The sequence below is a fragment of the Paenibacillus sp. J22R67 genome, from assembly GCF_059692175.1.
Genome location: NZ_JCAUAX010000001.1, coordinates 909,222 through 929,041, shown reverse-complemented (window position 1 = coordinate 929,041; position 19,820 = coordinate 909,222). Strand labels below are relative to the sequence as shown.

12 protein-coding genes are annotated in these 19,820 nt (G+C 44.7%); all 12 read left to right on the top strand.

Features of this window, described 5'->3' with window-relative positions; genetic code table 11:
* Nucleotides 1-17 precede the first annotated feature (17 nt).
* The 12 genes from AC58VC_RS04335 to AC58VC_RS04280 all read left to right on the top strand — a co-directional run bounded on the left by AC58VC_RS04335 (nt 18) and on the right by AC58VC_RS04280 (nt 19,771).
* A complete protein-coding gene (locus AC58VC_RS04335; protein ID WP_497367584.1) occupies nt 18-1,070 on the top strand; it encodes a substrate-binding domain-containing protein in 1,053 nt (350 codons plus the stop codon).
* 53 nt (nt 1,071-1,123) lie between these two features.
* Nucleotides 1,124-2,965, top strand: coding sequence for a sensor histidine kinase (locus AC58VC_RS04330; protein ID WP_497367583.1), 1,842 nt, complete (start codon nt 1,124-1,126; stop codon nt 2,963-2,965).
* Nucleotides 2,962-4,185 carry a response regulator gene (locus tag AC58VC_RS04325; RefSeq protein ID WP_497367582.1) on the top strand — a complete coding sequence of 408 codons (1,224 nt, stop codon included), beginning with the start codon at nt 2,962-2,964 and terminating at the stop codon, nt 4,183-4,185. Before AC58VC_RS04330 ends, AC58VC_RS04325 begins: the two co-directional genes overlap by 4 nt.
* Nucleotides 4,172-5,107: a substrate-binding domain-containing protein gene (locus tag AC58VC_RS04320; RefSeq protein WP_497367581.1), complete on the top strand. Its 936-nt coding sequence runs from the start codon at nt 4,172-4,174 to the stop codon at nt 5,105-5,107. Before AC58VC_RS04325 ends, AC58VC_RS04320 begins: the two co-directional genes overlap by 14 nt.
* 265 nt (nt 5,108-5,372) lie before the next feature.
* Entirely contained in the window at nt 5,373-6,989 is a 1,617-nt protein-coding gene (locus AC58VC_RS04315; protein WP_497367580.1) for a response regulator, read from the top strand.
* Nucleotides 6,990-6,991: 2 nt separating this feature from the next.
* On the top strand, nt 6,992-8,788 hold the full coding sequence (locus AC58VC_RS04310; protein WP_497367579.1) for a cache domain-containing sensor histidine kinase: 1,797 nt from the start codon (nt 6,992-6,994) through the stop codon (nt 8,786-8,788).
* Nucleotides 8,778-9,767 carry a substrate-binding domain-containing protein gene (locus AC58VC_RS04305; RefSeq protein ID WP_497367578.1) on the top strand — a complete coding sequence of 330 codons (990 nt, stop codon included), beginning with the start codon at nt 8,778-8,780 and terminating at the stop codon, nt 9,765-9,767. Before AC58VC_RS04310 ends, AC58VC_RS04305 begins: the two co-directional genes overlap by 11 nt.
* 26 nt (nt 9,768-9,793) lie before the next feature.
* The gene (locus tag AC58VC_RS04300) at nt 9,794-11,068 is read left to right on the top strand and encodes an extracellular solute-binding protein (RefSeq protein ID WP_497367577.1); all 1,275 of its coding nucleotides are present in this window, start codon (nt 9,794-9,796) and stop codon (nt 11,066-11,068) included.
* A 222-nt stretch (nt 11,069-11,290) separates the two neighbouring features.
* Nucleotides 11,291-12,682: an ABC transporter substrate-binding protein gene (locus AC58VC_RS04295; protein WP_497367576.1), complete on the top strand. Its 1,392-nt coding sequence runs from the start codon at nt 11,291-11,293 to the stop codon at nt 12,680-12,682.
* Nucleotides 12,683-12,763: 81 nt separating this feature from the next.
* Complete coding sequence (locus AC58VC_RS04290) at nt 12,764-13,717, top strand: carbohydrate ABC transporter permease (protein WP_497367575.1); 954 nt, start codon at nt 12,764-12,766, stop codon at nt 13,715-13,717.
* A 13-nt stretch (nt 13,718-13,730) separates the two neighbouring features.
* Nucleotides 13,731-14,579, top strand: coding sequence for a carbohydrate ABC transporter permease (locus AC58VC_RS04285; protein ID WP_497367574.1), 849 nt, complete (start codon nt 13,731-13,733; stop codon nt 14,577-14,579).
* Nucleotides 14,580-14,611: 32 nt separating this feature from the next.
* A complete protein-coding gene (locus tag AC58VC_RS04280; protein ID WP_497367573.1) occupies nt 14,612-19,771 on the top strand; it encodes a discoidin domain-containing protein in 5,160 nt (1,719 codons plus the stop codon).
* The last annotated feature ends 49 nt before the right edge of the window (nt 19,772-19,820 follow it).

Genomic DNA, 19,820 nt, shown 5'->3' with positions numbered 1-19,820 from the left:
AGGGAAGGTTATGTAAAATGAAAAAATTAGTTTTAGCTTCCGTTCTAACACTCATGATGACTTCGCTATTCACGGCATGCGGCAGCAGCACAACGACTTCGAGTACATCCAGTCCTACGGCTAAGGAAACAGCAGCAGCGTCTACAGCAGCTCCTAGCGCAGCACCCGTTGCATCAGAAGCGTCTAAACCGAAGAAATCCAGCTACTTAATTGGGATGTCTCAAGCGAACCTGGGAGAACCATGGCGTGTAACGATGAATGCTCAAATCGCTGAAGCAGCAAAGAAATATCCTGATTTCAAAGTTGTTTATGCCGATGCGGCGCAAGACAACTCCAAACAAATTGCCGATGTTGAAAATTTCATTCAACAGAAAGTTGATCTTTTGATCATCTCACCAAATGAAGCCAAGCCTTTAACAGCCGTTGTGAAAAAAGCCTACGATGCCGGTATTCCGGTTATCACACTCGACCGCAGGGTAGAAGGTGATTCCTTCACGCAGCATATCGGAGCTGATAACGTCATCATCGGCAAAGGGATTGGTGAATGGGTAGCCAAAACGTTAGGCGATAAAGGTGGTAACGTCGTTGAAATCAAAGGTCTTGAAGGCACGTCAGGGCAAAAGGAAAGACATGATGGCTTCATGGAAGGCATCAAGAGCAATCCCAATATTAAAATTATTGCCGCTCAAAATGCAGATTGGCTAAGAGATAAAGCGATCAGTGTCATGGAAGGCATTCTGCAAGCGAATAAGAAGATCGATGTTGTTTTTGGACATAATGATCCGATGGCTGAAGGCGCTTACACCGCGGCGAAGAATGCAGGAAGAGAGAAAGAAATGTTGTTCGTTGGCGCAGATGGTTTACCAACTCCGGACGGCAGTATCAAAAGTATTATGGCCGGCCGTTTAAATGCCACTTATGTTTATCCGACGGGCGGGCAAGAAGCCATTGATAATGCGCACAAACTGCTAACAGAAGGAGCTAAACTTGAAAAGCAAGTTATTTTGGGTACCCAAGAAATTAATAAAGATAATGCGGCCGAAATGCTCAAAAAGTACGGCGGGCAATAAATAATCTTATAGTTACGCATAAGATCCTAACAGCCTCGTGCTGTTAGGATAATGTGTTTTTATTTAAATCCGATACGGCTAAGAGAAGGCAGGTGCTCATATTGGGATTGTGGCGTAAAGCTTTTCAACAAAAAGGAATACGCTTCAAATTATTAGTTTATTTTCTTTCCCTCATTTTGCTGCCTATTCTTACAATCGGTTTGCTTAGTGACATTATATATACCAACTCGATTGAACGGGAAACGAATCTGCACGCGCAAGAAATTATCGAGCAAATTCAAAAAAATGTAGAGTTCTATATTAGTGATATGGACCACATTGAGCACTATATTTCACAAGATCCAAGTATGCTGGCTTTTTTTCAAATCGGCAATACACTTCAACCGAACCGTGTAAGTATTGAAACCGATGTACGCAGACTCCTAAGGACGTATACGGAGGTTCATCCGGAAATCGCCGGGGTTGTCGTCGTGAACAATAGCGACCTGTATATAAGCAATGAGCAATACCGCATCTCACGGGATCCGTTAACGCGAGAAGATTGGTACCAAAGGGCCGTAGCCTCCAAAGGCGAGCTGCTTCTTCTATCAAGGCCGATTGGAAGGAATCTGACTTCGGGTAATCAAGTAAACGCGGAAGAAGTCTTATCTGTCGTTAAAGCCATTCAAAATCCAACAACGCATGAGTTCGAAGGCGTAATTTCCATCGACTTCAAGCTCGATACGATTGAGAAAATGATTCAGAAAATCACGTTAGGCAAAACTGGCTTTGTTTATATGATGGATGCCGCAGGTGAAGTCGTCTATTCTCCTGATAATCCCGTTGTCTATCGGATTAATGCGCAGTGGTTGGAAGACAGTTCACACAGGCAATTCACGCAGACAATTAATCATAATCAGTACCAAATCATTTATACGAAATCAGATTTTACGAAGTGGAAAATAATTGGGGTGTTCTCATTCAAGGAAACATTTAAAGAAGCATCGAAAATTCGATTGTATACACTTATTATTGCGATCCTAACCGTCATTCTTGCAGTTATTTTGGCTTTCTTTTATACATCCTCTATCGCCAGTCCCTTAAATAAATTGAAAAATTTGATGAGAAAAGTACAGAATGGTGATTTGAATGTACACTTTGACAATCAGTATCATGACGAAATAGGGCAGGTAGGCAACGGTTTCAATAATATGCTGGAAGAGATTCGAAACTTAATCGAACTGGTCTATAAAGAACAGCAGGGAAAACGAGAATCAGAAATTAAGATTTTACAGGCACAAATTAAGCCGCATTTTCTATACAACACCTTAGATGCCATACAATGGATGGCGCATGAGCGGGGAGCCACGGATTTGGTCGAAATGATCGACGCGTTGACCAATTTCTTCCGAATTGGACTCAGTAAAGGCAAAGAAACGTTAACGGTGAGCGATGAAATTGCCCACGTGAGAAGCTACTTAATTATTCAGAAGATCAGATACGAGGAAAAGCTGGAGTTTGAAATTGAGTGTGAAGAGGGGCTCGATCATCTACTCGTTTTGAAATTAACACTGCAGCCTTTAGTAGAAAATGCAATTTATCATGGAATTAAGGCAAGGAGAGGCGTGGGCAAGGTGTCCGTTCAAGCCAAAGTTGTAGAGGGGATGCTTTATTGCAGTGTCTCAGACAATGGCATTGGCATCCAGCCAGAGAAACTTCAGGAGATTCGTCATATGCTTGAGAAATCAGGTAAAGATACGAGCGCACTGCAAGGATTTGGCATCTATAACGTAAGCGAACGCATCAAGCTTAATTATGGCAGTGAATATGGTCTGACTTTTCATAGTGAATATGGCGTAGGGACAACGGTTGAAGTGTGGCATCCACTTTTAGAAAAGTTGGTGGTTCTGAAGTGATAAACTTATTAATTGTTGATGATGAGCCAAAAATCAGACGGAAAATACGTCAATTACTCGATTGGGAGTCGCTTGGCATGGCCATTGTCGGGGAAGCCGAGGATGGCGAGCTGGCGCTGGAATTAGCTCAAACGCTTCGTCCTGATCTGTTATTGGTCGATATCTGCATCCCGATTATGAATGGATTGGAGCTTGTAGAGAAAGTAAACCAAATATTGCCACATAGTGTGGTGATATTAATTACCGGTCATGATGAGTTTACTTTTGCCCATCAAGCGGTGAAATTGAATGTATTTGATTATTTATTAAAGCCAGTCAAGCAAGATGAGCTGGAGGAGGTCGTTCTGCGAGCTAAAAAGCAGCTGGAACAGTTCAGCTTTCAGAATAAATACATGAATTGGGCAAATAACCATTTAACCAAAAATTTCACATCGATTCGAGATCGTTTCCTGAATGAATGGGTGAATGGACAGCTTTCTGAGATTGAAGTGGTGGAACAGCTTGATTTTTTCAACATAAAAGTTCCAGCTCAATTGGGCATGATGCTCATTAAAATAACGGATCGCATATCAATCGGCCAAGGGTTTAAAGAATGGGATCGTCAACTGCTCTTGTTCGCTGTTCAGAATGTAACAGAAGAGATTGTAGCAGGCAGCGGTCCATCGCTCTTATTTCGTGATGCGAAAGATCATATTGTAGCGCTAATCCATCTCCATGATGAATCGAATCTTGAAGCTCTAACAGAGCAGGTGACGATGAGTGTTGAGCAGTACTTGAAGTGTAACGTTCATATTATTGCTCAGCAAAGAGATCAATGGTGCGGTATACCAGACCTTTATGAGCTGCTTCTTCAGGGTATGATGGTTGAGGAGCATTGGTCGCCTATTGTGTTGTTAAGCAAGAGATATATCGAAACCCACTACCACCTGGAGACATTTTCTTTGCAAGATCTTGCGAAACAGTTTCAGATTAGTCCAGCCTATATAAGCCGTCTGCTTCGCCAGGAACTTGGCGCTACTTTTATAGATTACTTGACGAAAACAAGGATCAAGCGAGCTATTCTGTTGATGAACGATCCATCCTGCAAAATGTATGAAGTGGCCGAAAAGGTAGGCTATTCGTCACAGCACTATTTCAGCACAGCATTTAAGAAAATCGTCGGGATATCACCAACAGAATATCGGAGAAGCGGGGCGAATAAAATCGATGTTCTTATCTAGTTGGAAAAGATGGATCGTATCCTGTGTGTTACTGCTTGTAAGTACCTGTTGTGTAACAGGCTGCGTAAGGTCGGATGCCCAGACACCTAGATCAACCCAATTCTTGATTGGGATGTCGCAAGCAAATTTGGTTGAGCCTTGGCGAATTGAAATGAATAGGGAAATTAAGGCTGAAATTCAAAAGTATAAAGATGTGAAAGTCATTTTTGCAGATGCTGCCCAAAGCAGTGAAAAGCAAGTAAGCGACGTTGAACGGTTGCTGCGCCTTGGCATCGATTTATTAATCATTTCACCGAATGAGGTCGAATTACTCGCACCTGTTGTAAATAAAGTGTATAAAACAATACCTGTCATTGTATTGGACCGGGATGATCCGGATTTTAACCATACCCTCTATATTGGACCGGATAATGAGTTGATCGGGAAGCAAGCTGGACAGTTCGTTGTCGATTTATTAGCCGGCAAGGAAGGGAACGTTGTGCAGGTCGAGGGGCTTTCCGAATCTCCACCAGTCATTGGTAGGAGCAGAGGCTTTCTCCAAGTCATTTCGAAGCATCCCAACATTCATGTTGTGGATACGATTGTCGCAGACTGGCTGCGAGATAAAGCAGAGGATCAACTCAAGCAAAGATTCGTGACTTATCCACAAATTGATGTCATTTTCGCTCATAATGACGATATGGCATTAGGTGCTTATCTAGCGGCATCCAAACTAAGAATTAAAGATGTGAAATTTTTGGGGATTGATGGGCTTCCAGGCTCTGAGGGAGGGGTCCAATTGGTGAACGACGGGATCTTGGCAGGTACTTACACTTATCCGACCGGAGGAAAAGATGCGATTCAATATGCGATGAAAATTTTGAAGAAAGAAGATAATATTCCGAAACAGGTTACTCTCCAAAGCCGCATTATTACAAGGTAAAATTAGGATAAATGGGATTTCATTTCTTGTGTTCTCTTGCTTCCGCTTGGACATTCAACGATGAAACGTGCTTATTCGACAAAAGCATACAAATTAGACTCCTTCCCGATGTGAATAAAGACTTGTATAATATTAGGAAATGAAACATGGAAGCCTATTCCACGTATGAAGTGGTTTTTGAACGTTGCCATGCATCCAAGCTGTAACCGGATTCCTGACATTAGCGGAAATCCGTTTTTTTTATGTAGAAACAGGGGTGTACGCCATGTACAGAATCGTGATCGTTGATGATGAAATCGAAGTGAGAGAAGGCATCATAGAGAGCATCGAGTGGGAACGGCATGGATTTGAATGTATTGGGGATTACAGAAATGGCAGCGAAGCTTTGGAAGCAATTTCTGAGCTTAGGCCGGATCTAGTTTTGTCTGATATATGCATGCCCTTTATGGATGGGATTGAATTGACTAGACAAATCCAATTGAATTATCCGTACATTAAGGTCATTATCCTGACCGGTCATGATGAGTTTGATTATGCCCAGAAAGCACTGCGTTTGAAAGTGCACGATTTTATTGTAAAACCGATTACGGCGAATGAACTTCGCAATCTGCTCGACAAAGTGAAATTAGAAATGGACAAGGAAGCTGAAAATCGCGAGAACCTCTCGCTGCTGAAGATGCAGCTTCATCAAAGCTTGCCTTTATTAAGAGAGCGGTTCCTTGAGCAGTTAGTGGGCGGCACCTTGCGAGACTTCCGAATACAAGAGAGATTTGAATACTTCAGTCTTCCTTGGATTGCCCCGCCTTATCTGGTTGTAGCAATTGACATCGACGATTTCGACGACATAAAGAAAGAAAAATGGCAAAACGATCCGGAGCTTTTCCGATCCGCTGCCTTCAATATTGTACAAGAAGTAATGGAAGGAAAAGAAGCGATCGTTTTTCGAACGAGGGAAGAACGCATGATTGTCATCTTTTCCGGGGAAGCAGAAGAAGGGACCTATGAAGCTGCGCTGAGCGCATCTGAGGTGATCCGCTTTTGCATGGAGAAATATTTGAAATTCACCGTTACCGTGGGGGTCGGCACGTTGTGCAGAACCTTACACGAGCTCCCGCTTTCGTACAACGGGGCGATCTCCGCACTGGATTACCGTTTTTTGCATGGAAAAAATAAGGTTATCTCTATCCTTGATATGGAAGGCACCAATAAACCCGTTCAGCAGTTGGACATCGAATGGAATCGCAGATTTGCTACCCTCATCAAAACGGGAACACAAAGTGAAGCGCAAGTTCTCATCGCTCAACTGATAAGCAACTTAAAAGCTTCGCTCATGCCAATGGGAGCTTGTTATTTTCACATTCAGTCGATTATTATTGCCGTTATGAATACGATTCACGAATTCGCAGGCAATGACGCTGTTCATTTTAAGGGACATGAAATCGTTCTCAAAGATATCAATCGCTTTCAAACGTTGGATGAAATCGAGTTATGGCTCCTAGTGATTTGTAAAGAAGCGATATTATATATGTCAGAGCAAAGAAGCGACCTAACGAAGATGCAGGTGTTGAGTGTAATTGTTTACATTGAAAAGCATTATTCCAACGAGAACCTGACGGTTGATGAACTTTGCCGCCATGTACATTTGAGCAAGAGCTATTTCAGCGCCGTATTCAAGCAGAATAAAGAACAAACCATTATGGAATATGTCACACGGGTGCGGATTGATAAAGCAAAAGATTTATTGCAACAGACTCCTATGAAATCCTATGAAGTAGCGGCAAAGGTCGGTTATAGCGACCCTCAGTACTTTAGTGTGTTATTTAAAAAACATACAGGGACAACCCCTACGGAATACCGAGAAAAGTTATTGAGGGAGAAATAAGGATGAGAAGAGAATGGGATGTTGGATCATTTCTTTTCAAATTTCGGAGCATACAATCGAGTATTTCCGTCGTCTTCTCGTGCTTGATTTTATTTCTGATCGTGATCACAAGCTACATCTCTTATCATCTGTCGGCTCAAGCGGTGGAAATGAATTCAAAGCACTATATTTCCGAAATTGTCCAACAGGTTAATATCAATATTCAATCGTACATAACCAATATGGAAGACATCTCCATGCTTGCATCGACGAACAAGGACGTGAAATATTACATTACTGAGACGAGCTTTATCAGTGATGAAGAACGTAGACCGTATGAGAAACGAATATCCGATTTATTTCAATCCATCTTGATTACCCGTAAAGACATTGCTTCGATTATGGTTTTTGGCTACAATAATCGATTTGTTTCAGACCGTCGAATTACAAGCCTGAATATGAACGCCAACGTCCAGGAACAGCCATGGTACAAACATGCAAAGGCAGAAGGAGGCAAATCCGTTATTTCTGCTCCCCACATTCAGAACATTATCCAGAATGAGTACCGTTGGGTCGTTTCCTTAAGCAGGGAACTGAAAAGTGCAGACGGCATTACGGGAGAGGGTATTTTCCTGGTCGATTTGAATTTAAATGTCCTTGGCGAGATTTGCAATCATATTAATCTGGGAAAGAGAGGGTATGTATTCATCCTCGACAAAGATGGAAGCATCGTGTATCACCCGCAGCAGAAGCTGATTAACAGCAATTTAAAGGAAGAGATGATTGAAGAGGTCAAACAGTCGGGAAGCGGAAGCTTCACAACAGGGGATGGGAACAAAAAACGGATCTATACGATCCAAGAAACGCACTTTGGTTGGAAAATCGTCGGGGTTGCCTACGCCAATGAGCTCATTGCGAATCAGTATCAAATTAACATCTCGTATTTTTTATGGACGATTCTAGCCTTAGTCATCGCGTTGTACCTCTCCTTCTTTATTTCCCGCCATCTATCAAGACCCATCAAAATACTGCAAAGCAGCATGAAACAAGTGGAAAAAGGCGATTTCAGCATCCGATCGGACTTTCGCAGCGAGAATGAAATTGGACAATTGGGCCAAACCTTCAATATCATGGTCAGCCGAATCAAAGAGTTAATGAATCAAATTATTCAGAATGAGGAGAGCAAGCGAAAGAGTGAAATGAAGCTGCTTCAAGCGCAAATTAATCCTCATTTCTTGTATAATACGTTGGATTCCATCATCTGGATGGCGGAACGTAAAAAACATGATGAGGTCGTCCAGATGACCTCTTCGCTCGCCAAGCTGTTTCGCGCAATTATTAATAAAAATAATGAAACCGTTCCCGTTCGGGTGGAAATCGAGCACATCACCAACTATTTGCTCATTCAATCGATGAGATATAAGGATAAGCTGGATTTTCAAATTGATGTTGATCCTGGGATTCTAGAGGTCCATATTCCGAAGATTATTTTGCAGCCCATTGTTGAAAATGCGATTTATCATGGGATCAAAAACAGTTTGGAGCCTGGTTTAGTAAAAATAACGGGACAAGAAGACGGAGATAACATTGTGTTTGTCGTAGCGGATAACGGAGTTGGCATGGAACCGGAGAAGTTGGAGCACATTTTGAAAATGAAAGATGGCATCATCAAGGGCATTGGGGTCAGCAATGTGAATGAACGCATTAAGCTGTTCGGTAATGAATTTGGTCTTACTTTTAAAAGCGAAAAGTGGGAAGGTACGGAGGTTAGGATTGTACTCCCCAAAAGTGGACAGAAAGGAGTCATCGATGACCGTTAAAAAGCCGGTTTTCCTGGCTGTACTGTTCGTGATTGTGATTGGTTTTGTCCTAATAACCATCATGGAAATGCTGCGTATTACGAATCCTAGAAAGCTTGAAATCGCTGTTGTCTTAAAAACGAACAATATTCGCTCGGATTATTGGCAAATGGTTAGTACGGGCATAAAAGCGGCTGCTAAAGAGTTCGCTGTAAACATCGATATTACTGGACCCATATCAGAGACGGATACCGAAGGGCAAATTCGGAATGTGAATGAAGCACTTGTGAAGAAGCCTGACGCTATCATTCTTGCAGCCACCGATTACGAGAAGCTCGGGCCAACTGCCTTGAAAATAAAGGATTCTGGAACGAAACTCATTCTGATCGATTCACCGATTCAAACGCGTGCAGAAGCAAGTCTTATTGCAACCGACAATATCGAAGCGGGGAGAAAAGCCGGAATGATATTGGCGGGCGGACAGAATGGTAAATTATTTCGGGTGATGACACTTAGGGGCAATAAACAGACGATCGCCGAGAAGGAGCGTGAGAGCGGATTTAAGGAGGCTATAGCCGATTTTCCTGGCGTAGAATTCGCGGGGAGTTATGGATTTGACGGGACGGAGGATGCGGCCTATGAACAGGTAAAACATCTGTTGGCTATGTATCCGAACATTCAGGGTATTTCAGCATTAAATGAGACGGCTACGTTAGGGGCAGCCAGGGCAATCAAAGAGAAAAAAGGGGAGGATCAAATTAGAATTGTCGGATTTGATAGTTCTATTTATGAGATTAAGCTCTTGGAAGAAGGGGCTATTAAAGCCACAATCGTGCAAAAGCCATTTAATATGGGGTATTTATCCGTTGAAACAGCGGTGCAAGCTTTATCTGGTATTAAGGTGGACCCAAAAGTAAATATAGACGCCCATGTCATAACCAAGGAAAACATGTACACCCAAGAAAATCAGGAGCTTCTCTTTCCTTTGGTGGAAAAGTAGTGATATGACGGAAGGGGGATCAAAAAATGAGCGGAATAGATAAAAGAAAAGTGGGTTCGTCGCTTATGCTGCTGCAGCTTACGGGTATTTTACTCACCGGATGCATGAACGAGGAGGCTCACCATCCAGCTTCTGCCGATCCTGACGCGAAAGCGACGATTACATTTGTGGCAGCTGAATACAGCACATCTACGAAGCCATATTTTGAAAATCTAGTGAAAGAATTCGAAACGAAGTATCCGGCTATCAAGGTGGAATTGCAGGTCATTAACTGGGACATTCTGGATAGTGCTTACAATACCATGATCAGCCGCAATCAACCTCCGGATTTGCTGCTCACGAACATTTACGCCCATTTCGCAAAAGATGGATTGCTCAACCGCATGGAGGACCTTCTTTCCCCGGAATTGAAGAATAAGTTTTATCCATATCTAATGGAAAGCAGTAAGATGCATGACATACAGTATACGATACCTTACGTTACGACCATCCGCGAATTATATTATAACAAAGATATTTTCAATGAGGTTGGACTTACAGAACCGCCAAAAACATGGAGTGATTTAGAGGAGGATGCGCGCAAAATAAAAAACACCAATCAAGTGGATGGCTTCGGCGTCGATTTGACGGATAATGAGATTTGGGCGTATCTCTCTTATTTTTTCTATGGTGCCGGCGGTGGTTGGATGAAAGATGGCGAATGGGCGATTAATTCACCTGAGAATGTGGAGGGCATCACCTTTCTAAAAAAACTATATGAAGAAGGTCTAACGGATCCAGAACCAACGGTGACAACACGCGATGAAAAACAGCGAATTCTAGGAAACGGCAAGTTAGGTATGCTGATCTCAGGCAACTATTTTGAGGCCGTCGTCCCGCTTGAGTACCCAGGGCTGAAATGGGCGAAAGGGCCGATCCCGGTTAAAGAGGGGCAGACACCTCTCGTGCTGGGTGTGCAGGACGTTTGGATGTCTTTCAAAACGGATCATACGAACAGAGAGGCGTTGTCCAAATTTCTCGATTTTATTTATGAAGATGGACGTTACGAGGAATTCGTTCTTCGGGAAGGTTTTCTTCCAACCATTCGTACGGTAGGCAATAAATTGGCGGCTAATGATCCATCCATGAAGCAAAATCTGGACTCTATTAAAAATGCAAAGTTTTACCCGATCAATAATCCCGCATGGTCTGCTGTTCTGAACGCGACCAGAAATATGGGGCAAACGGTTTTGCTCGGCCAGATGTCGCCCAAACAAGCGCTTGACCGGCTGCAGCAAATCGCCATTGACAAAAGTCACTAAGCTAAATTTAGGCAAAGGCCAGGAATGGATTCCTGGCCTTGTTTGTTTTGACAATAACGCACCAAAAGACAATACTTTTTTAACTATTTACAGTCATTTAATCAATGGTTGAAAGCGGTGAAAATTACTATGATTAAGGTGTACAAAGGAGTTGGAAATTAGTAGAAGCGGATGCTTTCAATAAGGACGGTTGCACCGCAAAATTCTAGGGAGGTCTTGACGATGATGAAGCCAAAAAATGCAATGGCATGGGGTATGTTGGTATCGACTGTTGTACTTACGTTAACGGGCTGTGGAAGCAACAATGCGAGTACGACTACTGCGTCAGTAAAGCCTGCTGACAGTGTAAAACCGATGGAGAGCGCCAAACCGGCTGATAGCGCAAGTCCTGCGGGAACAAAACTTACGGGCGACTTTGAAATTCAATATTTTGTCGGCGGATATGGCGACGCATGGTGGAAACAGGCCATTGCTGAGTTCCAAAAGCAGAATCCGGATTTGAAGATTAAAGAATCCGCAGGAGCGAAAATTAACGATCAAATGAAACCGCGTTGGATTCAAGGGAATCCGCCTGATTTTGTTTACATCGATGGAGCTGGCTCCAATACAAGACAGATGGTAACCGATGATCAACTGATGGATATTACGGACTGGCTGAAGGAGGCCAAAAATGTAGATGGGAAGAAGATTCTTGATCTCTTGATCGCTCAGCCTGAAGAGTACAAACCGGGCAGAGAGTTCGCTGTCCCGCTCGTTTTCGGCTCTTGGGGAACGTTCTACGATAAAGCATTATTCAAAAGCAAAGGCTGGGAAGCGCCTGTAGACTTCCAAAGTTTCATGGATTTAGGCGAGAAAATTAAAGCCGATGGGAAAATGAGCGATTATATCCATACAGGGGTTTACCCGTACTACATCAACGGTGGATTGCTAGACCCAACGATTATTTCGATGAACAACTATGATACATCCATTTTCAAGAAAATTAATTCCCTCGAAAAGGGTGTTTGGAAGAGCGAACCTGTAATGAAATCTCTCGACAGAATTGTGCAAATGAGAGACAAAGGTCTCATCGACAAAGGATCACCTGCGCTGAATCACACGGATTCCCAAACGCAGTGGCTGCAGCACAAAGCCGCTCTCATACCGACAGGCATTTGGGTTGAAAGTGAAATGGCCAAAGATATTCCAGCTGGATTTGAATTTGGATTCTTGCCTTCCATCGGCCAAGACAAAGGTGGTAAGTTCGTAGCGAACCCTTACACATCCACAGTTGCCATCGCCAAGAAAGCGAAAAATCCAGAGGCAGCCAAAGCTTTCATGCAATTCATTTTCACCGAAAAAGAGAGTAAATTATGGGCAGAGCTTTCCAAAGCCCCTGCGAACATCAAGGCAGATCTCGAAGGAACCAACGCGCCAGCGCTTACGAAAGAAGCAGCCAAATTCTACAATTCACCAAACACCGTTGTTGCGCCTGAGGTTGTTATCCCTGAAGAACTTGTAACAGCAAGAAACAATGCAACGCTCGCTCTTACGAAAGGTGAAATTACACCGCAGCAGTGGTCAGACCGTATGGAAGAGGCTACGGATAAAATTCGCGCTAAAGAAAAAAAATAAGCCATAGCAAGTTGTGAGCGATAATAAGGGAATGCTTCGGATTCCCTTATTGTCATTCAGAAGCTTAGATTGGAGGAAAGCATGAAAGTGAGCAAGACAACCGCAACGGCCAACACAGAGCGGAAAACAAGTGAGAGAATCGGCACCGCAAAGATGAAGCGGAATATGTTCATTCTTTCCTTTATCCTTCCAACTTTGCTTCTATATCTTGTGTTTACCGTTTATCCGATGTTTAAAGGGATATATCTCAGCTTATTTGATTGGTCAGGAGGGTCCGAAACCTATAATTTTATCGGCCTTGGAAATTTCAAGGAGATGATGGATGACAGTGTGATTCTGAAGACAATTCGCAACGACTATATTCTGGTCATAGGGAAAGTCATTGGATTTATGGTATTGTCTATGGTATTCGCACTAGCGCTAACTCGGTTGGGCATCAGAGGTTCAGGTTTTTACCGTATTATTTTCTTTCTGCCTAATGTGCTTTCCGTTGTTGTCGTCGGGGTTCTCTGGCGCTATGTGTACAATCCGAACCTTGGATTTTTGAATTCTTTCATCTCCTTATTTTCCGATAAGAAGTTTGATTTCGCCTGGCTAGGCGATAAATGGTCGATATTCGCGCTGCTGCCGCCTTCGATCTGGGCAGGTATTGGCTTTACGATCATTTTGCTGGTCGCCGGAATTCTCAGTATTCCATCGTCATTATTTGAATCAGCTGACATTGACGGAGCATCACAGTGGGATCAATTTTGGTTGATTACCCTTCCTCTTTCGTGGGAACAAATCAAGACTTCCGTGGTATGGATTGTGATGACGACACTCAATGGGTCGTTCGTCATCGTAACGATTATGACCTTTGAGGGCGGAGTGGACAATGCCACACAGGTCATGGGCTCCTATTTGTACCTCAATGCATTCAAATTCGGCAAGTTCAGTTATGCGTCTGCGATTGGCGTCCTCATTCTGGTTCTCTCATTAATTACGACAGCAACCCTTCAGAGGCTGATGAAGAGAGAGACAATTGAATTAACGTAGAGGAGTTTTTCATATGAGTCAAGGTATAGTCAATCCTGTATTCCGGCTGTTTTTCAAATGCATTCTCATCGCTTGGGCGATATGCGTCCTTTATCCACTCATCTGGACAATCCTCAGCGCCTTGAAGGATAACCAGCAGTTCTTCTTGGGAAGACCTTGGGATCTGCCGAAGTTGCCTTTGCTCTGGTCCAATTTTTCGTACGTGTGGGGAAAATATAACTTTGGCCATAATTTTATGAATTCACTGGTAGTTACAGTAGTAAGCACGATATTTGGAGTGTTCTTATCGGCCACAACGGCCTACGTGATTGCGCGATTTACATTTAGAGGAAACGGCTTATTGTACTATTCGTATCTTTCCTACATGATGATTCCAACATTTCTTGGCATCATCCCCCTATTTTTTTTACTGAATGATCTTCATCTAACGAACAATTTAATTGGCCTTATTTTAGTCTACATGGTCACAGCCGTGCCGTTTGCCGTATTCGTCTTGGTCAGCTTTTTCAAATCACTGCCAAGTGAACTCGAAGAGGCCGCCTCCATGGATGGCGCTTCTCATTATGGCATTTTTTTTCGAATTATGCTTCCACTTGCCAAGCCGGGATTGATGTCTGTGGCAATCATTACCGTGCTGAATATTTGGAATGAATATGTATTTGCGCTTGTGCTGATCAATGACCCCACGAAATATACGATACCGGTAGCCATTGCAGTTATGCAGGGTGAAATGCAGTACAGAACGGAATGGGGACCACTCTTCGCTGCCCTGATTATATCTATGGGTCCGACGATTGTGTTTTATAGTATTTTCCAAAAACAAATTACAGGAGGGATAACGGCTGGTGCATTAAAAGGGTAAAATGGTTGATTTTGAAGAGGAGAGTGTAAGAGGTGAAGACGCTTAAACATGCTTTTGGTTTTGTTTTTTGCCTGGTGTTCGTCGTAGCGATCCTATGCTTAGGCGGGACAACGACACATGCAGCAGCGGTTGGCGACATCACGAATTTCGAGAAAACAGATGCGAAGACATTTACGATTACATCAGGCACCGATAAGGTAAAAGTAATTTTTAATCGCGACGATATGGTGCGGATCTGGCTTGGCGTAGGCGGTAATTTTCAAACGCTGGCTGGTAAAAGCTCCCCGACGCCTAAAGAGCCGATCGTCGTGAAGGAGGACTTCGGTTCGGTAGCTGTGAATTGGTCAGATGAGGGCAGCTACTACAAAATGGTAACAGGGAAGTTCGTTTTACGTGCATACAAAAGCCCGTTCAAATTCGCGATGTACAAGAGCGATAACGCAACGGTCGTATGGCAAGAGGAGTCACCATTAAACTATAGCTCTTCCTCGACAACTCAGAAGCTCGTTAGAGGAGCCGACGAATATTACTACGGCGGTGGCATGCAAAATGGATTTTTCTCTCACCGTGACAAAACGATTAAGATTTCCAAAAACTTTGGCGACTGGGGCAGCGGTACCGTCTCCAATCCATCTCCGTTCTATCTGAGCACGGCTGGATATGGCGTACTGCGGAACACGTTCCAAGACGGTACATACGATTTCGGCAGTCCTGCACAATTGACACACAACGAGAATCGTTTTGACGCGTATTACTTTTACGGCGATACGATGAAGGAAATTCTGAACGGCTACACCGATTTGACAGGCAAGCCTTCGCTAATTCCCAGATGGGGGATGAGCATGGGGGATGCGGATTGTTATAACACAAGCAACACTGGCGCTAACAAGCCGAATAAGTTGACGACGCCAGATGTTCTGAAAGTGGCTCAAGGCTTCCGGGATAATGATATGCCTGGCGGATGGCTGCTGCCGAATGATGGCTACGGCTGTGGTTATGTACAGCTGCCAAGTACCGTGGCACAGCTGCATGATTTAGGCTTTTACACCGGATTATGGACGCAGAACGGGCTTGCAAACATCGCGACCGAAGTAGGCGTGGCTGGTACTCGTCTGAATAAGCTGGATGTCGCTTGGGTCGGACCCGGCTATGATTTCGCTCTCGATGCAACAAAACAGGCTCATGATGGCGTTGAAAACAACTCGAACGATCGCGGGTTCGTATGGTCTGTCGGCGGATGGGCTGGAACGCAGCGCTACTCGACAGTTTGGTCGGGAGACCAATCTGGGAACTGGGAATATATCCGATTCCATATCCCTTCGATGATTGGCGCCGGTCTGTCAGGTATGACATACGCTACTGGTGACGTGGACGGGATCTTCGGTGGCAGCGCCCAGACGTATGTGCGCGATTTACAATGGAAAGCGTTTACACCGATTCTTATGAGTATGTCCGGTTGGGCATCCGTAGATAAGCAGCCATGGCGTTATGGTGAGCCTTATACAAGTTATAACCGGGATATTTTGAAGCTGAGACAGCGTTTGACGCCATATTTCTATACCTATTTGAATGAAGCTTACGAATCGGGAGCACCATTCACAAGAGGGATGGTTTACGAATTCCCGAACGATCCGAATACGAAGAACACGTTGACACAGTACCAATTCATGTCCGGGCAGTCCTTGCTTGTTGCTCCGGTTTACAAAGATACGTCAGTAAGAAACGGTATTTACTTGCCGAAAGGCAAATGGATCGACTACTGGACGGGTACAGAGCATTACGGCTCCAAAATGCTGGACGAATACAGCGCTCCGCTTAGCCGTGTGCCGCTTCTCGTCAAAGCTGGCGCCATTATTCCGATGTATCCGGAAACGCTTTATGACGGTCAAGTGCCGCCGAATCCGATTACGTATGATATCTATCCTTACCAAACATCCTCCTTCACGATGTACGAGGACGATGGGGTGTCAAGAGAGCACCGCAACGGCAAATTTGCGAAAACATTAATTACCTCTATGGCTCCAGAGACCGGAACAGGTGACTTGAAGATTCAAGTAGGAGCAAGCGTTGGCGATTACAATGGCAAGCTGGCAACGCGAACGAATCAATTCCAAATTCATATGCATGCGAAACCGGCAAGCGTTGCAGTTGGTGGCTCCGCTTATACGGAGTATGCAAGCCAAACAGAACTGGTGGCAGCGGCAAGCGGCTGGTACTTTGATAGCGCGGATAAAGGCGGAATCGTCTACGTGAAAACGCCGGATATGCCGTCTGACCAAGGTTTCGAAGTGAAAGTAGCCGGTTTTGCAGCGGATACGACGCCATTGATAGACGCAACCGTCATTTCTTTGCCAGAACCGGATAACGATCCAACCAAAATCGTGCAAGGGGACATCGTGGCAACGGCGACAAGTACGGATGCGACTTCTCCTTTAGCTAATGCGCTGGATGGCAGCACGGAGACTGTCTGGAGTACGAAGTTGGATGGCAGTACGCCTCTGCCACAGTCAATTACACTGAATTTGGGCACGAAGTTTTCCGTGAACAAACTGAAGTACTTGCCAAGACAATATTTAGGCACAGACGGCATTATTACAGCTTACAACATCTACGTGAGCACAGATGGAACCAATTTTACCAAGGTTACCAGTGGCACGTGGGCAGCAGATAAGCAGGAAAAAACAGTGACGTTCCCTACCGCAGAAGCGCAGTATGTGAAACTGGAAGCAACAGCTGGTGTGAATGGCTTTGCGGCTGCGGCTGAACTCAACGTGTACCGTGACGGTTCGGTGCCAACGCCTCTGGCGATTCCGAAAAATCAAATGACAGCTACGGCATTCAGCGCGCAACCGGGCAGCGAAGCTTCCAAAGCGATCGACGGGGATCCGAACTCTGTCTGGCACACGAAATGGGACGGTTCTGACAAATTGCCGCAATCGATTATTATTAATCTCGGCAAAATTCGCAATATTAGCCAATTCCGTTATGCACCGCGTACAGATGCCGGGAACGGTACGATTCAGACTTATAATTTATATGTTAGTACCGACGGCACGAACTATACGAAAATCAGTACAGGTACTTGGACCCGCAACAATATTAAAAAGTATGTCCAATTTACACCTGCTGACGCTCGCTATGTGAAGCTCGAGGCGGTAGTAGCAGTCGGCAATTTCGCATCTGCTTCCGAAATCGATGTATACGAAACGCCTCAAGCGCCTCCAGTCTTTGGCGATATTTTGAAAGGCAAGCCGGCATCGGCAGATAGCGTGGATCCGTCATTCCCTGCATCTAATGCCAACGATGGGGACTCAGCTACCATGTGGTCGGCAAATGATACAAATGCGGGTCATGTTTGGTCCGCCGATTTGGGTAAAATGCATGCGATTCAAGGATTAGAGATTTCATTTGGGCAGAGCGATAAAGTGTACAAATACAAGCTGGAAGTCCGCGAAGCGGGCAGCAGCAACTGGATTCAAGTATTAAACCGCATGAATAATACGGAGGCTGCTACAGTACTCAAAGATACTTTCGGCAGTCAAGGACGTTATGTCAGAATCACGATTACGGGACTTCCTGATGCCAATACGAAGGCTAGCATCGCAGATGTGAAGCTGATCGGCTTGCCAATTATCGGAACAGCCCCAGTTACGGGCGTAACGCTCGATCGTTCAGCGTTAACGATGAACGTGCTCGATGCGCCGGTTGCTTTGGAGGCTACTGTCATGCCGCTGAATGCAGCTAACACCTCCGTTGTTTGGAGCTCAAGTAATCCTGCTATTGTGATGGTGAACGAGAACGGCGTCGTATCTCCGAAGGGTGCAGGAACGGCTACCATTACGGCAACTACGGCGGACGGGGGCTTTAAAGCTGCTGTAGATGTCACGGTAACGGCACAATCCGGTTTGGTGAAAATCCCGCAAACACAAATGACGGCGATGGCTGCAAGCTTCCAGGCCGGTAACGAGCCGGGCTTGGCCATTGACGGAGATCCGAGCACTTGGTGGCACATCAAATGGTTCAATGTTGACCCGCTGCCGCAATCAATCGTTTTGAATTTAGGAGGAACGTACAAAATCAGCAAGCTGGAATACACGCCTCGTAAAGATGCCGGTAACGGCACAATAACTGGCTACAATGTATACGTCAGCCAAGACGGTGAGCAGTACACGAAAGTAGCGAGCGGAGCGTGGCAGCAAAACAACGTGATGAAAGAAGTGAATTTTGCTCCGGTACATGCTGCTTTCATCAAGCTCGAAGCGACAGCTGGTGCAGGTAACTTTGCTTCCGCATCAGAATTGAACGTGTATAAGTTGGATGTAGTGACTACCTTGCAAACTATCGTCTTTGACGCTGCAAGCTATGAACTGCAACAAGGGCAGTCCATACCTGTAAAGGTAACTGCACAGTATTCGGATGGAACGAATCAGGATGTGACATCGGCCTCTATATTTGAGATCGCAAATCCACTGTTTGCCACGGTTGTGAACGGTACAATCACGGGTGTTTCTCAAGGCGAAACCGTTGTTACGGCAACGTACGGAGGAAAGCAAACGACTGCAGCGGTTGTGGTGAAAGTAGTTGCGCCACAAAGCCCGTATACAACGTTAACGGGAAGCTCCAGCGTTGAAAGCGGACAGCCGATAACGATTACTTATGGGCTGAACAGCGTACTGCAGCAGGTGTATGCAGAAGATATTACGCTAAGCTATGATCCGAACGTAATGGCATTTGTGTCGGCGGATTCACTGCTTCCGAACCTCACCATTGTGACGACAGTGAACGATGTGCCAGGTAAACTTCGCCTGATTGCCGCCAGCCAAGGGGCTGGGCACGCTGTAACAGGAAATGCCCAGCTGTTCAAGCTGACATTTAACTCGAAAGCGCTGACTGTGGCTACGACATCCACGATTGAAGTAACGGATACCACGCTGGGGAATGAGCAAGGTAACGAGTTCAAAGCGTTAAATTCCTCCCTAAGCGTTCAAGTTACACCGGTTCCTGTTGGCACTCCTGGCGATTTGAACCATGATGGAAAAGTATCGATTGGCGATTTGGGCATGGTGGCCGCTAATTACGGTAAAAACTCCTCAAGTCCAGATTGGGCGAGCATTAAACACTTAGATTTCAACAACGACGGACAAATTGAGATCGCAGATCTGGCCTTCATTGCTTCGAAAATTATGGAATAAGGCAGAGAAGAGAGACCCTTTGACGATTCGTTCAAGGGTCTCCTCTGAT

Excerpts from the sequence above, each read along its gene's own strand:
- AC58VC_RS04335 (WP_497367584.1), top strand. The coding sequence starts at position 18 with ATGAAAAAATTAGTTTTAGCTTCCGTTCTAACACTCATGATGACTTCG.
- AC58VC_RS04320 (WP_497367581.1), top strand. The coding sequence starts at position 4,172 with ATGTTCTTATCTAGTTGGAAAAGATGGATCGTATCCTGTGTGTTACTG.
- AC58VC_RS04315 (WP_497367580.1), top strand. The coding sequence starts at position 5,373 with ATGTACAGAATCGTGATCGTTGATGATGAAATCGAAGTGAGAGAAGGC.
- AC58VC_RS04310 (WP_497367579.1), top strand. The coding sequence starts at position 6,992 with ATGAGAAGAGAATGGGATGTTGGATCATTTCTTTTCAAATTTCGGAGC.
- AC58VC_RS04305 (WP_497367578.1), top strand. The coding sequence starts at position 8,778 with ATGACCGTTAAAAAGCCGGTTTTCCTGGCTGTACTGTTCGTGATTGTG.
- AC58VC_RS04300 (WP_497367577.1), top strand. The coding sequence starts at position 9,794 with ATGAGCGGAATAGATAAAAGAAAAGTGGGTTCGTCGCTTATGCTGCTG.
- AC58VC_RS04295 (WP_497367576.1), top strand. The coding sequence starts at position 11,291 with ATGATGAAGCCAAAAAATGCAATGGCATGGGGTATGTTGGTATCGACT.
- AC58VC_RS04290 (WP_497367575.1), top strand. The coding sequence starts at position 12,764 with ATGAAAGTGAGCAAGACAACCGCAACGGCCAACACAGAGCGGAAAACA.
- AC58VC_RS04285 (WP_497367574.1), top strand. The coding sequence starts at position 13,731 with ATGAGTCAAGGTATAGTCAATCCTGTATTCCGGCTGTTTTTCAAATGC.